At 69.3% G+C, this 14,919-nt stretch carries 11 protein-coding genes; 8 read left to right on the forward strand and 3 right to left on the reverse strand.

All coding sequences use genetic code 11. From position 1 onward, the window contains the following. The first annotated feature begins 124 nt into the window (after positions 1 to 124). From BS329_RS37135 to BS329_RS37170, 8 genes are all read left to right on the forward strand, one after another. The gene (locus tag BS329_RS37135; RefSeq protein WP_076167699.1) at positions 125 to 1,036 is read left to right on the forward strand and encodes a serine hydrolase; all 912 of its coding nucleotides are present in this window, start codon (positions 125 to 127) and stop codon (positions 1,034 to 1,036) included. A gap of 120 nt (positions 1,037 to 1,156) precedes the next feature. Beyond that, a complete protein-coding gene (locus BS329_RS37140; protein ID WP_076167700.1) occupies positions 1,157 to 2,545 on the forward strand; it encodes a serine hydrolase domain-containing protein in 1,389 nt (462 codons plus the stop codon). After that, positions 2,542 to 3,429: a serine hydrolase gene (locus tag BS329_RS37145; protein WP_076167702.1), complete on the forward strand. Its 888-nt coding sequence runs from the start codon at positions 2,542 to 2,544 to the stop codon at positions 3,427 to 3,429. The genes BS329_RS37140 and BS329_RS37145 overlap by 4 nt, the downstream gene beginning before the upstream one ends. A gap of 24 nt (positions 3,430 to 3,453) precedes the next feature. Continuing rightward, positions 3,454 to 5,052: an ABC transporter substrate-binding protein gene (locus tag BS329_RS37150; protein ID WP_076167704.1), complete on the forward strand. Its 1,599-nt coding sequence runs from the start codon at positions 3,454 to 3,456 to the stop codon at positions 5,050 to 5,052. Then, positions 5,052 to 6,032, forward strand: coding sequence for an ABC transporter permease (locus BS329_RS37155; protein WP_076167705.1), 981 nt, complete (start codon positions 5,052 to 5,054; stop codon positions 6,030 to 6,032). The genes BS329_RS37150 and BS329_RS37155 overlap by 1 nt, the downstream gene beginning before the upstream one ends. Before the next feature lies 1 nt (position 6,033). Then, positions 6,034 to 7,932 (forward strand): dipeptide/oligopeptide/nickel ABC transporter permease/ATP-binding protein, encoded by a 1,899-nt coding sequence (locus BS329_RS37160; protein WP_076167707.1) that lies wholly within the window; start codon positions 6,034 to 6,036, stop codon positions 7,930 to 7,932. Further along, positions 7,929 to 8,921, forward strand: a complete 993-nt coding sequence (locus BS329_RS37165) for an ABC transporter ATP-binding protein (protein ID WP_076167709.1) — start codon at positions 7,929 to 7,931, stop codon at positions 8,919 to 8,921. Before BS329_RS37160 ends, BS329_RS37165 begins: the two co-directional genes overlap by 4 nt. Next, entirely contained in the window at positions 8,918 to 12,229 is a 3,312-nt protein-coding gene (locus BS329_RS37170; protein ID WP_076167710.1) for a serine hydrolase, read from the forward strand. Before BS329_RS37165 ends, BS329_RS37170 begins: the two co-directional genes overlap by 4 nt. Here BS329_RS37170 and BS329_RS37175 read toward each other — a convergent pair. From BS329_RS37175 to BS329_RS37185, 3 genes are all read right to left on the reverse strand, one after another. Then, the gene (locus BS329_RS37175) at positions 12,226 to 12,420 is read right to left on the reverse strand and encodes a hypothetical protein (protein ID WP_076167712.1); all 195 of its coding nucleotides are present in this window, start codon (positions 12,418 to 12,420) and stop codon (positions 12,226 to 12,228) included. The two genes, BS329_RS37170 and BS329_RS37175, sit on opposite strands and share 4 nt — an antisense overlap. Before the next feature lie 554 nt (positions 12,421 to 12,974). After that, complete coding sequence (locus BS329_RS37180) at positions 12,975 to 13,622, reverse strand: response regulator (RefSeq protein WP_076167714.1); 648 nt, start codon at positions 13,620 to 13,622, stop codon at positions 12,975 to 12,977. Further along, the gene (locus BS329_RS37185; RefSeq protein ID WP_076167715.1) at positions 13,610 to 14,809 is read right to left on the reverse strand and encodes a sensor histidine kinase; all 1,200 of its coding nucleotides are present in this window, start codon (positions 14,807 to 14,809) and stop codon (positions 13,610 to 13,612) included. Before BS329_RS37185 ends, BS329_RS37180 begins: the two co-directional genes overlap by 13 nt. Positions 14,810 to 14,919: the final 110 nt, after the last annotated feature.

The raw sequence follows: 14,919 nt of genomic DNA on the forward strand, positions 1-14,919 counted from the left end.
GTCGCGAAAGCCACTTTCGGGACATCAGATGTCCCGAAAGTGGCTTTCGCGACACCCGGATCAGCACCCGGGCGAGCACGTGAGGCACCGCCGGTGCTTTCCCCTCCACCTGGACAGGAGTCCCATGCCCACCGCGTCCGAAGTCATCGAAACGATCAACGACCGCGCCGAAGAGGTAGGAGTCCGTGTCCGGCTGCACGCGGCCGAGATCGACGGCATCCGGCGGATCGGCGTCGACGAACACGCCCCTGTCGTGACGGCGTCGGTCTTCAAGGTCCCGATCGCGCTGGAACTGGCGCGGCAGGCCGCCGACGGCGTGCTCGATCTCGGCGAGCGGATCACCATCCCGCCGGGGCACCCCACACCGAGCCCGTACGGCCTGGCCACCTTCCGGCACGGGATCACGATGTCCTGGTATGACCTCGCGATCCTGATGATCGGGATCAGCGACAACGTCGCCACCGATCTCATCCTCGCCCGCGTCGGCAAGGAGTCGACGGAGAAGACGTTGCGGCGTCTCGGTTTCGAGCACACCACCGTTCCGCAGGACTGCGGTGAGGTACTCGGCAGCATCGGGGAAGACCTCGGAATCTCCTACGAGGACGACGAAAAGGCGCTGTCCGAGTTGTCGATTGAGCAGATTAGGGCGTTGCGCGCGCTGCGACCGGCGCATACCTGCGCCACGACCGCCGAGGAGATCACCCGGCTGCTCGGGTTGCTCTGGCGTGACGAGGCCGCTTCGCCGACCGCGTGCGCGGACGTCCGGCGCTGGATGGAGCTTCAGGTGTGGCCGCATCGGCTGCGGTCCGGCTTCCCGGACGACGGGGTCCGCGTCAGCGGCAAGACCGGGACGCTGCCGTCGGTGCGCAACGAGGTCGGCGTGGTCGAGTATCCGGATGGGGGCCGTTACGCGGTAGGGATTTTCACCGACGCCGTCGACGCGCGGTCGCGGGTGCCGGAGCGGGACGCGTTCATCGGCTTCGCCGCCGCGCAGGCGGTGGAATGGCTCAGGCTTCCCGAGGCCGGGAGCGAATGATTCGTCCGCCCGGATGAATTTTCCCGCCGCTCTCGTCGTTCCGCACGAACCGGTGACGCCCGTCACCGTCCTAGCATTCCGGGAACTGCCGGTCCACCCTTTCCACGGACGAGGATGCCCATGTCGAAACTCTCCGAAATCGATACCTGGCTCGAACAGAACCTCCCCGCCCTGCTGGCCGAACACCAGGTGCCCGGCGCGGCCGTCGCGGTCTTCGCGAACGGCGAGGTGATCGACCACGCGGCAGGCGTGGTGAACAAGGCGACCGGCGTCGAGTCCACTGTGGATTCCGTCTTCCAGATCGGTTCGATCACCAAGGTGTGGACGACCACTCTCGCGATGCAGCTGGTCGACGAGGGCAGGCTGGACCTCGACAAGCCGGTCCGCGACTACCTTCCCGAGTTCGTCCTCTCCGACGACGACGCCGCGTCGCGGATCACCGTGCGGCAGCTGACCTGTCACACGTCCGGTTTCGAGGGCGACATCTTCACCGACACCGGGCAGGGCGACGACTGTGTGGCGAAGCTCGTGGCGACGCTGTCCGACGTTCCCCAGCTGTTCCCGCCGGGAGAGATGTTCTCCTACAACAACGCCGGTTACTGCGTGCTCGGAAGGATCGTCGAAGTCCTGCGCGGCAAGTCCTACGACGATTGCCTGCGCGAGCACCTCTTCGCGCCGCTCGGGCTGACCCACGCCGCCGCCGGACCGTACGACGCCATCCGGTACCGCGCGGCGATCGGCCACGTGCGACCGACGCCGGACGACGAGCCGGTCGCCGCGCCTGTCTGGGCGTTGACCCGCTCGAACGTCCCCGCCGGTTCGCATCTCGCGATGCGCCCGCGCGACCTGCTCACCTTCGTGCGCATGCATCTGAACGAAGGCCGCGCGGACGACGGCACCCAGGTGCTCGAGCCCGAAACCGCGCGCGCCATGTGGGAGCGGCAGGTCGAACTGCCCTACCTCGGCCTGATGGGCGGGGCATGGGGACTCGGCTGGATGATCTTCGACTGGGAGGGCGGCCCGGTGATCGGCCACGACGGCGGCACCATCGGCCAGTCGGCGTTCCTGCGGGTGGTGCCGGGCAGCAACGTCGCGGTGGCGCTGCTGACCAACGGCGGCAAGCCGATGCACCTCTACCTGGACATCTTCCGGAAGGTGCTGGGCGAGCTGGCGGGCGTCGAGGTCCCGCCGCTGCCGGAGCCCAACGCCGCGGAGGTCCCGGCCGACCCTGCTCGCTACGTGGGCGAGTACTCGTCGCAGGTGGCGGACATCGTCGTCAGCCAGGACGACGAAGGCGCTCTGTGGCTGGAACGCACACCGAAGGGCGTCTTCGCCGATCTGGGAACGGGCCCGGAGAAGAGCAGGCTCCTCGGCTACAAGGGCGACACCCTGGTCGTCGAACACGACGGGCTGGGCCTGCACATGCCGCACGCCTTCGTCGGTGACGACGGCGACGGGCGCGCGCTGTACGTCCACACCGGACGCGCCGACCGGCGGGTGAGCCGGTGACGGCGATCGCCGACGAGATCGAGGCGGTCTTCGCCGGGGCGGGCGCGCGCGGGTTCGTGCACGCCCGCGAGGTCGGCGTCTCCGATGGTCCCGAAGTCGGCGTCGGCGCGGACGACCAGGTCGTGCTGGCGTCGGTGTTCAAGATCCCGGTGGCGGTCGCCTTCGCCAGGGAGGTGGCCGCGGGCAGGCTCGACGAGACCGACCGGACCCGCGTCACCGCCCGGTACCGCATCGGCGGGATCGGCACCGCCGGCTGCGCCGACGACGTCGAGATGAGCTGGCGCGATCTCGCGCATTTCATGCTGACGATGAGCGACAACGCCGCCACCGACCTGATCTACCACCGGGTCGGGCAAGCGGCCGTCGATCAGGTGCTTGCCGATCTCGGACTCGCCAGGACACGGCTGGTCGGCTGCTGCGAGGACCTGTTCGCCTCGGTGCTCTCCGACCTCGGCGCGAAACCGGACGACGACCTGGAAGCCGTGCTCGCCGGAGCCAGTGAGGAACAGCTGTGGAAGCTCTCCGTGGTCGATCCGGAACGCACCACGTCGTTGACCCCGCGTGAGATCACCACCTTGCTCGACGCGATCTGGACCGACCGCGCGGGTGATCCAGCCGCCTGTGAACGCGTCCGGACGATCATGGCCCAGCAGATCTGGCCGCATCGGATGTCGTCCGGTTTCCCGGCCGGGGTGACGATCGCGGCGAAGACCGGGACGCTGCCCGCCGTCCGCAACGAAGCGGGTGTGGTGACCGATGTGGACGGTCGCCGGTACGCCGTCGCGGTGTTCACCCGCGCCGAATCCCTCGCCGACCGCCAGCCCGCGGTCGATTCCGCCATCGGTGAGGCCGCCCGCCTCGCCGTTGCCCACCTCCGCGCGTAGAGCGCGACCCAGTAGGAGAACCGCATGAAGAAAGCCCGGCTCACCGCCGCGATCACGAGCGTGGTGGCCTTGACCGTGAGCGCGTGCGGGGGGACGACGCCATCCGGACAGGACCGGACCGCGAACCAGAAACCGGTCGAAGGCAAGACCTTCACCATGGCGATCGGCACCGACCCGGGAGCGCTGGACCCGGCGATGACCGTGCTCGCGGTCGCGCTGGACATCGGCCGCTACCTCTACGACAGCCTGATCAACCTCGACGACACCGGGAAACCGATCGCGGGGCTTGCCGAGAAATGGGAGGCCACCACGACCACGGCCTCCTTCACCCTGCGGAACGGGGTCACCTGTGACGACGGCACGCCGCTGACCGCGAGCGGCGTGGCGGCGAACATCGGCTTCATCGGCGATCCCGCGAACAAGTCCCCGATGGCCGGGCTCGCGATCGCGCCGGGTACCAAGGCGGCCGCGGACGACACGGCCAGGACGATCACCGTGACCAGCGGGGCGCCGGACGCGTTCCTGCTGCGCAACGTGGGCGGCCTGCCGATCGTCTGCGGCAAGGGCGTCACCGACCGGCAGGCGCTGGCCAAGGGGAAGTACGGCACCGGCATGTACACCATGACCGAAATCGTGCCGAACGACCACTACACCCTCACCCGGCGGAAGGATTACGCGTGGGGACCGGGGGAGTGGCAACGTGAGCAGCCCGGCCTGCCGGAGAAGGTGACCTTCCGGATCATCCAGAACACCACGACCGCCGCGAACCTGCTGCTGTCCGGTGAACTCAACGGCGCCAGGATCACCGGTCAGGACCAGCAGCGCCTGCGCGCCCAGAAGCTGTATCACGGCGAACAGGTCGTGCCGATCGGCGAAATGTTCTTCCACCAGGGGCCCGGTCGACCGGGTGCCGATCTCGCCGTTCGCCGCGCGCTGGTGCAGGCCCTCGACCTGCCCCAGATCGGCAAGGTGCTCACCGGCGGTTCCGGCGCGCCCAGCCAGGGAATGGTCACCACCGAGCCCAGGGCGTGCTCCGGTGACGCGGTGAGCGGGAAACTTCCCACGTTCGACGTCGCCGCCGCGAAGGCCGGTCTCGACGCGGCTGGCTGGAAGCCGGGCGCGGACGGCGTGCGGGTCAAGGACGGCAAGCGGCTCGCGCTGACCGCCATCTACGGCACTCAGGTGGGGCCGACGATGGCGCCCTCCGCCGAACTGATGCAGCAGTCATGGAAGGCCGCCGGCGCGGAGGTCACGCTCAAGGGCCTCGACAGCCCGGGGACCAGCCAGGTGCTCTTCGACACCGGTGAGTGGGACATCTCGCTCGCGCCGGTGACCCTGTTGTTGCCGAGCCAGGCCGTCCCGTTCGTCTCGGGACCGAAACCGCCCGCCGGAACGAACTTCGCGCATATCGAGAACCAGCGGTACGTGTCGCAGGCCGTCGAGGCGGCGAAGCTGCCGGGTGACTCCGGTTGCGCGACCTGGCTGGCCGCGGAAACGGCGCTCATCGAGCGGCTGGACGTCGTGCCCTACGTCAACTCGGTCATCCCGACCTTCGGCAGCAACGCGCGATTCAAGGTCAGTTTCGGCTCGGTCGAGCCGTCGTCGATCCGGATGTACGGCTGATGGCGGTCGCGGTCGCCCCGGCGGGGTTGCGCGAAAGTCCGTGGCTCTCGTTCGCCGTGCGTCGCCTCGGCCGGTTCGCGGTTTCGCTGTGGGTCTTGATCACCACGGCGTTCCTGATGATCCAGCTGATCCCCGGCGACCCGGTCCGGGCCGCGCTCGGCCTGACCGCGCCGGTGGAACTGGTGAACGCGCGACGGGAGGCCCTCGGCCTCGACGATCCGCTGTGGCTGCAGTACGTCCACTACCTCGGCGGGCTGTTCACCGGTGACTTCGGGACGTCGATGACGAGCGGGCAGCCGGTCTCCGAGGTGATCGGCGACCGGCTGCCCGCCACCCTGCAACTGGCGTTGCCCGCCTTCGCGGTGGTCATCGTGATCGCGATCCCGCTGGGCGTCCTGTTCGCCGTGCTGACCCGCGGTGGCAGGCGGCGGGGCGGTGAACTGGCGTTCACCTCGACGAGTGTGCTGCTCGCGGCCATTCCCGAGTTCCTGGTGGCGGTCGCGCTGGTCGCGTTCTTCGCGGTCCGGCTCGGCTGGTTCCCGGTCGCCGGGAACGCCGACGCGAGTTCGTTCGTGCTCCCGGTGATCGCGCTGGCGCTCGGCCCGGCCTCGGTACTCGCCCGCATCGTCCGGGTGGAGACGCTTTCCGTGCTGGGTAACGACTTCATCCGCACCGCGCGGGCGAAACGGTTGCCCGCGCGGCTGGTCTACCTCCGGCACGCGCTGCCGAACGCGCTGACCGCGACGCTGACCATGGGTGGGCTGATGCTGACCGGGATGGTCGCCGGGACGGTGCTGGTGGAGAACGTGTTCGCCTGGCCCGGTCTCGGTTCGACCATCGCGCAGTCGATCCTCCAGAAGGACTATCCGCTGGTGCAGGGGATTGTGCTCGTCTACGGCACCGGGGTACTGCTGGTGAATCTGACGGTGGACGTGCTGCTGGCCGTCCTCGATCCGCGCTCGACGATCCGGGAGAGCTGAGATGGTGAATCGGCACGCGAAATGGTTCGCGGCCCTGCGCGCCCCGGTCGGCGCGTTCTCGGCGACGCTGCTCGTCGTGGTGCTCGGACTCGCGGTGCTGGCTCCGATCCTGTGGCACGACAACGCTTTCGCGATCGACACCGACGCGATCGGCCAAGGCCCGTCCGCGGCGCATTGGCTGGGGACCGACGACCTCGGTCGCGACATCCTCTTCCGTGTCCTGGTGGCGACCCGGCTTTCGGTGCTGTTGGCGTTGCTCGCGACGGTGATCGGTGTGGTGACGGGGCTCGTCCTCGGCACTCTGCCGTCCTTGCTGCCGCGGCCCGCCGCCCGGTTGGTCACGTCGGCGGTGAACATCGCGGTCGCGTTCCCCGGGCTGTTGCTGGTCCTGTTCTTCTCGGTCATCTTCGGAGTCGGTACCCACGGCGCGGTGCTGGCGGTCGGTTTCGCGCTGGCCCCGGCGTTCGCGCGGCTGGCTCAGACGCTGTCGGCCTCCGTGGCGGGCCAGGACTTCGTGTCCGCCGCGCGGATCTCCGGCGTCGGCCGGATCCGGTTGCTGGTCCGGCACATTCTCCCCAACATCGGTGAACCGCTGGTGGTGAACGCGACCATCGGCGCGGGCGCCTGCCTGCTGGCGTTCTCCGGGTTGTCGTTCCTCGGAATCGGTGTGCAGGCACCGGAATACGACTGGGGACGGCTGCTCGGCGAAGGACTCAACGGGATCTACGTCAATCCGGCGGCCGCGCTGGCGCCGGGTGTCGCGGTGGTCGTCGCGGGACTCGCGTTCAACCTGGTGGGGGAGACGGTGGCCGGGGTGATCGGGGTCCGCACCGGCTCGCGGAGGCTCGCGCCGCGACCGGTGACTCCGGCACGGGAGGACGTCGTCGAGGATCGTGACGACGCCGTCCTGGTGGTGGAGAACCTCCAAGTGGCGTTCCCGCGTCCGGCGGGCTGGACGGTCCCGGTGCGCGGGGTGAGTTTCACCGTCCGCGCGGGCGAGGCGATCGGTGTCGTCGGCGAGTCGGGCTCGGGGAAGAGCCTGACCGGGCTGGCGGTGTCACGGCTGGTCGAGGCGCCGGCCGTGGTCACCGCGGACCGGCTCGAATTCGCCGGGAAACCCTTGCTGACCACCTCGGAACGGGACCTGCGCGGTTTGCTGGGCACGTCGCTGGCGATGGTGTTCCAGGATCCGATGACCTCGTTCAACCCGACCAGGCGAATCGGCCGTCAGCTGGCCGAGGTGGCCGAACAACACCAGGGCCTTCCGCGCGCCAAGGCGTTCGAGCGGGCCGTGGACCGGTTGCGTGCCGTGCGGATCCCCGCCGCCGAACGACGGGCGAAGCAGTACCCGCACGAGTTCTCCGGTGGGATGCGGCAGCGCGCGATGATCGGCATGGGCCTGATGGGCGACCCGCGGCTGATCATCGCCGACGAACCGACCACGGCGCTGGACGTCACCGTGCAGCGGCAGCTGCTGCGCCTGCTGGCGCAGACCAGGTCGGAGCGGAACACGGCGATCATCCTGATCAGCCATGACATCGCGGTCGTTTCGCAGACGTGTGAGCGGATGCTGGTCATGTACGCGGGCCGGGTGGTCGAGGATCTGCCGTCGGCGGGGAGGCCGCGGCATCCCTACACGCGGGCGCTGCTGGCCGCGACGCTCGACCTGGACACCGATCGGGACGCGCCGCTCGCGGTGATCCCCGGTCGTCCGCCGGAGCCGGATCGCGTGCCTTCCGGCTGCGCCTTCGCCGACCGGTGTCCCGCCGTGACCGACCGATGCCGTCTCGAAGACCCGGTGCTGGAACGCGTCGAACCCGGACATCGCGTCGCGTGCTGGCACCCGGCGCCGCTTTCCCTGCCCGCCAAGGAAACCGTGACCGCCGGAGGTGCGGAATGAGCGATCTCGTCTTCGACGCGGTGAGCGTGCGGTACGGCGGGCGGCGTGGTCTCACCGCGGTCGACCACGTCGCGCTGACCGTCCCTTCCGGACAGGTCGTCGGGCTCGTCGGTGAGTCGGGCTCGGGGAAATCGACTTTGGCCCGCGCCGCCGTCGGGCTGTCACCGGTCAGTTCCGGCCGGGTCCTGCTGGGCGGAGTGGACGTCTCGAAGCTGCCCCGGCGCCGTCCGTTGCAGATGGTGTTCCAGGACCCGTATTCCTCTTTGGACCCCCGGATGAGTATCGGGGAGTCGATCACGGAAGCGATCCCACGCGGTGTCCTTTCCGGTCGCGACGCGCGGCGGGACGAGGTCGCCCGGCTCCTGGAGCTGGTCAACCTCGATCCCGAGCGCGCCGGTCATCTGCCAGGGCAGTTGTCCGGCGGCCAGCGGCAACGGGTGGCGCTCGCCCGTGCGCTGGCCGGGCGGCCGGAGGTGCTGATCGCGGACGAGATCACCTCCGCGCTCGACGTCTCGGTGCAGGGCGCGGTGCTCAACCTCGTCCGGTCCGTGCAACGGCGGCTCGGCCTGTCGATGCTGTTCATCTCGCACAACCTCGCCGTCGTCCGCTATCTCAGCGACATCGTCGCCGTGCTGTACCTCGGCCGGATCGTCGAGGTCGGCCCGGCGGAGCAGGTGCTCACCGATCCCCAGCATCCCTACACCCGGGACCTGCTCGCCGCGGCACCTTCTGCCCACACGTCGCTGTTCGACACCGGCGCGGACGAGGTGACCGCCGACACCGAACCCGCCGATCCGCACCACCCGCCGTCCGGATGCCGGTATCACACCCGCTGCCCGGTCGGCCCGCTCGTCCGCGCCGACCGCGAGCTCTGCCTCCAGGCTGATCCAGCCGAAGGCGCGGCACACCGACGTCACGCGGCGGCCTGCCATTTCAGCGAAAACGAGAGCCGCCGGCTCACGATCCCCCGAGGAGCGACCGCATCATGACCCGACGTCTCGGTCTCGACGACCTGTACGGAATCGCCGTCCCCAGCCAGCCCGCGCTGTCACCGGACGGCGACCGGATCGTCTACGTCCTGCGTACCGCGAACCGCGACGAAGACCGGAACGAGTACACGCTCTGGGAGGTCGGCGCGACCGGCGGTGAAGCGCGGCAGCTCACCCGCGGAATCTCTGACATGGCACCGAACTGGGCGCCGGACGGCACCCGGATCGCGTTCCTGCGGGCACAAGACGGCCCGCCGCAGGTGTGGTTCCTGCCGTCGTCGGGCGGTGAGGCCGAACGGATCACCGAGCTTCCGCTCGGGGCGGGCGCTCCGGTGTGGAGCCCGGACGGCGGCAAAATCGCGTTCTCGGCGGCTGTCGACCTGGCGGGTGGTGAACCCGCGTCGAACGCTTCCGTGGTGGCGGACCGGCTGGACTTCAAGGCCGACGGGGCCGGGCTGATCAAGACCATCCGCAAGCATCTGCACGTCCTCGACGTCGCTACGCGGGAAGTCCGGCAGGTCACCTTCGGCGACTGGCACGCCGGTGATCCAGCCTGGTCGCCCGATGGCACGCACCTGGCCTTCTCGGCCGGACTGGACGCCGACGCGGACCTGACCTTCCGTTCCGGCGCCTACGTTCTCGACGTGACCACGAAGGCTTCCGAGCCGCGACTGATCGGCTCAGGCAACGGCATGGTGGGTACGGTCGCCTGGACCGCCGACGGGCGCGAACTCCTGGTGACCGGCCGGGCTGACACCGAAGTCGGCCACATCGGGCTGCTGCGGGTCCCGCTCGACGGTGGCGTTGCCGTCGATCTGACGTCCACTTTGGACCGGAACGTGATGTCCGGCGGTGCCGGTTATCCCGGCGCGCTGCCGAAGCTGACCGCGGACGGTGCTTCCGTGCTGTTCGGCGTCCGTGACCGCGGCTGCACCCATCTGTACACAGTGGACACCGACGGCAGAAGTCCGCGCGCGGTGCTGGCAGGCGCGGACCGCGTCGTGTCCGGAATGGACACCGCGGACGGGAGGATCGTGGTCGCCATGACCACGGCCACCTCGTTCGGCGAGATCGCCGTCGTCGATCAGGACACCGGCGCCGTCGACGTGCGGACGAAGCACGGCGCCTCGGTCGCCGAGGTGGACTTGTTCCGCCACGAAGAGCGGGAATTCGCCATCGCGGACGGCACGGTCGTCCATGGCTGGCTGCTGCGTAATCCCGCCAAGCCGGAGGCCTCGCCGCTGTTGCTCGACATCCACGGCGGCCCGCACAACGCCTGGAACGGCGCGGCCGACTCGATCCACCTGTACCACCAGGCACTCGTCGCGCGAGGCTGGGCGGTGCTGCTGCTCAACCCGCGAGGCAGCGACGGCTACGGCGAGGACTTCTTCACGGGCGCCGTCGGCGGATGGGGTGTCGCCGACGCCGCCGACTTCCTCGAACCGCTGGACCACCTGGTCACCGAAGGGATCGCCGACGCGGACCGGCTCGCTGTGGCGGGCTACAGCTACGGCGGGTTCATGACCTGCTACCTGACCAGCCGCGACAACCGCTTCGCCGCCGCCGTCTCCGGTGGCGTGGTCAGCGACCTGACCAGCATGGAGGGCACCTCCGACGCCGGGTACTACCTGGCCGTCCGCGAGATCGGCGACCCGTCCCGGGACTACGCGAAGTTCTCGCCGTTCGCCAGGGTCGACCAGGTCCGGACGCCGACCCTGGTCATCCAGGGCGCGGAAGACGAGCGCTGCCCGGTCGGCCAGGCCGAGCAGTGGTTCGGCGCCCTGCGTGCGCGTGGCGTCCCGACCCGGCTGGTGCTGTATCCGGGCGCCTCGCATCTGTTCATCCTCGACGGCCCGCCCTCGCACCGCCTCGACTTCAACCGGCGCGTCCTCGACTGGGTCGAGCAGTACGCGGCCCCGGCCGACGGGGTGTCCCGAGTGCCGATCGAGGCGGCGCACTGGCGGCGGCGCCTGGCCGAACTGGCGCGCAAGTACCGCGTCCCCGGTGCGGCGCTGGGCATCACGCGGATCGTGGACGGTGCGGAGGCGCACGTTTCGTTCGGTGTACTCAACACCGCGACCGGGGTCGAGGTCACCGAGGACTCGGTGTTCCAGATCGGCTCGGTCTCCAAGGTGTGGACCGCGACCGTGGTGATGCAACTGGTCGACGAAGGGCTCCTCGACCTGGACGCGCCGATCTCCGACGTCGTCCCCGAACTGCGGCTGGCCGATCCGGACGTCGCCAAACAGGTGACCATGCGGCATCTGCTGACGCACACCAGCGGGATCGACGGCGACGTCTTCACCGACACCGGGCGCGGCGACGACTGTCTCGAGCGCTACGTCGAAATCCTCGACCAGGCCGCGCAGAACCATCCGCTCGGCGAGACCTTCTCCTACTGCAACTCGGGTTTCGTGCTCATGGGCCGGGTGATCGAAAAGCTCACCGGGCAGACCTGGGACTCGGCGATGCGGGAGAAACTGTTCACTCCGCTCGGCCTCACCCACACCGTGACGCTGCCCGAGGAAGCGCTGATGTTCCGCGCCGCCGTCGGTCACGTCGCCGGTGAGGACGAGGAGCCGCGGCCCGCACCGATTTGGGGCCTGCCGAGGAACATGGGTCCGGCGGGCTTGATCACCGCGACCACCAAGGACGTGCTCGGATTCGCGCGCCTGCACCTGACCGGCGGACTGACGCCGTCCGGTGTGCGGATCCTGACCACGGCGTCCGTCGCCGCGATGGCCGAGAAACAGGCCGACCTCCCCGAGAAGCACTCCCTCGGGGACTCCTGGGGTCTCGGCTGGATCCGCGACGACTGGAGCGGACGGCGCGTCATCGGCCACGACGGCAACACGATCGGCCAGTCCGCGTTCCTGCGGCTGCTGCCCGATCAAGGGCTCGCCGTCACCCTGCTCACCAACGGCGGCAACACCCGCGACCTGTTCCAGGAGTTGTACCGCGAGATCTTCGCCGAACTCGCCGACGTGGCGATGCCGCGGCCGCTGGAGCCGCCCGCGACACCGGTCACCGTCGACGGTTCGAGGCACGTCGGTGTTTACGAACGGGCCGGAGTGACGATGGAGGTGCTGTCCGAAGGGGACGGACTCCGGCTCCGGCAGAGCGCCACGGGACCGCTGGCCGAACTCGTGCCGGAGAAGACACAGGAGTTCGACCTGGTCCCGGTGACCGACTCGCTCTACGTCTGCCGTGAACCGGGCGCGCGGACCTGGATGCCGGTCACCTTCTACACGTTGCCGACCGGAGAGCCGTACCTGCACCACGGAGTGCGTGCGACACCGAAGGTCTAGCTTCGGCGCCGTGCCACGTAACGGATCACCAGAAGCACGATGCAGACGACCGAGACACCTCCCGCGATCATGCGGAGGGTCCAGTCCATCCCCGCGAACTGTCCGATCGCGTTGGCGGCGGCGCTGACGAGGAAGACGAGCCAGAGAGAGGCGGTGACCATCGTGCCGCCGGCGTTTTTGGTGTCGTTCATGGGAAAGACGCTATGGAACGGCGGGGAGGCGGAACAGGGGAGTGACCTCCGTCGCGGGGTGGTGCTGGCGCTACCGTTCTGGTGTCCGAAACCCTTGAGCGCCACTTACGGTCCGTGGGGCGAACAGCCGCCTCAGCCCCAGCGGACGTGTCGCGAGTGATGGGGCGGTGAGGGCCAAGAGGCGGATCCGGAACGCCACCTTGAGCCTCAGTGGCACCACCAGTCACCGCGACAGTGCGTGCGGAGGGCCCCGGCGAAGTCGAGGTCTTGCAGGTCAGGCAGCTCTTTGTCGCCGTGTGAGGCTGACGATCGAGGATGGGGGACATACCGGTTGCGGAGACCCCGAGCGGGGAGGATTTCGGACGTTCACCGTCCGAAATCCTTCCCGTTCGACCCTTGCGGGCGCCAGCGGTGTCACATCCGGGTACCCGGAACAGCGCTGACCAGCAGCTCTGCGACTTTGCCGGGCCCCTCGGCTCAGCCGAGGAAACGCGACCTTCGCGCCTTCGCGAGTACATGAGGGGTCCTTCATGTACCTGAGAGAGGACTCGCGCTCAGCCCTTTCCGCCCAAGTAGGCCAGCACCGCCAGCACCCGCCGATGCCCGCTGTCCTCCGGCAACCCGAGTTTCGCGAAGATGTTCCGGATGTGCTTGTGCACCGCGCCGTCACTCACCACCAGCAGTTCGGCGATGGTCGTGTTGTTGTAGCCCTCCGCCATCAGCCCGAGCACCTCGCGCTCCCGCGCGGTCAGCCCTTCGAGCGGATCGGTCGCCCGGCGGTGCGCCATGAGCTGGGTGATCACCTCGGGATCCATCGCCGTCCCGCCCTTGACGACCCGGTCCAGCGCGTCGAGGAACTTCTCGACCTTCCCGACGCGTTCCTTGAGCAGGTACCCGACAGCACCCTTGCCGTCGGCCAGGAGTTCCGCCGCGTAGCCGGTTTCGACGTGTGCGGACAGCACGAGCACGGGCAGCCCGGGATGCATCTTCCGCGCCTTGACGGCGGCACGGAGTCCTTCGTCGGTGTGGGTCGGCGGCAGCCGGACGTCGGTGATCACCGCGTCAGGTCGGTCTTCGGTGACCAGTTCGAGAAACTCGTCCACATCGTCCACCGCCGCGGCGACGTCGATGCCGGACGTGTTCAGCAGCATCACCAGGCCTTCGCGCAGCAGCGCGTCGTCCTCGACGATCACGACCCGCATGGCAACTCCACTTTCAGTACGGTCGGCCCACCGGCGGGGCTGGACAACTGCAAGGTCCCGTCGAACGCTTCCGCACGTTTGCGGATCCCGGACAGGCCGGACCCACCCGATTCGTCGGCGCCGCCGTGACCGTCGTCGCGGATTTCGATGAGCAGGGTGTCGGCGTTGCCGTTGAGCGTGATCCAGGCGTGTTCGGCGCCGGAGTGTTTGGTGATGTTGGCCAGCATCTCCGCGACGACGAAGTAGGCGGCCGCCTCGACCGCGGCGGGACGGCGGCTGTCGCTCAGAACGGCCACTGTGCACGGAACGGGGCAGCGATCGGCCAGCGCCGTGACAGCGCCGTCGAGGCCGCGATCGGTCAGCAGCGGCGGGTAGATGCTCCGCACGACGCTGCGCAGCTCGGCCAGCGCGCCGGTCGCGGTGTCCTGCGCCTTGCCCAGCAACTCCCTGGCCCGCTGAGGATCCTTGTCGAACAGCGAATCGGCGATCCCCAGTTGCAATACCACCGCGGCGATCCGCGCCTGCGTACCGTCGTGCAGATCCCGTTCCAGCCGCCGGAGTTCGGCGCCGTGCGCCTCCAGCGCGGCGGCACGCGACGCAGCCAGTTCGACGACGCGGTCGGTCAGCACGACACCGGGGGCGGGAGCGAGCAGCTTGCGCGCGACGGACGCCTGCCACCGGGCCAGCCGGGGGTAGAGGAATATCAGGGCGATCATGCCGACACCGGTGATCAGGCTGAGTGCGGCCAGCGGCCACGAGGTGACGAGGAATCCGAGTGAACTTTCCACCCCGCCGGGAATCATCGGCCAGATGAACGCGGTGGCCACCTGCCGGAGCCCGCCGAGCGGAAAGGCGATGGCGAAGATGCCGATGACGAAACCGGTGGCGGCGTGGAAAACGAGCCACCCCAGGTCCCGTCGCGAGGCCGGGTCGGTCACCGGGTTCCCGGACCGGTACGGCTCGGGGATCGGCTCGTCGAGCAGGCGCGCGGCGCGACGGCGTTCGAAGTTGACCGGGTACCTGATCAGCTTGAGCGCGTACGGCACCGCCGGGATCCCGACACCGAACGGGCACATCAGCAGCACGAACAGCATGCCGACGAGAACGAACCAATCGACGACCGAAGAAGCCGCGCCGACCGCCAGGTACCGGATCGCGGACCAACAGGACCGGAGCCGGGTGATCACCCGGACAGTCTCCCACCCGGTCCCGGGAGCCGGAACGCGGCGTGCCCCGGAGTACGGACCGGTCGCCGCTCCGGACGAGACGCGCGGGACGCTGTCGATCTCCTTCTTCC

This window comes from Amycolatopsis coloradensis (assembly GCF_001953865.1).
GTDB classification, from domain to species: Bacteria; Actinomycetota; Actinomycetes; order Mycobacteriales; family Pseudonocardiaceae; genus Amycolatopsis; species Amycolatopsis coloradensis.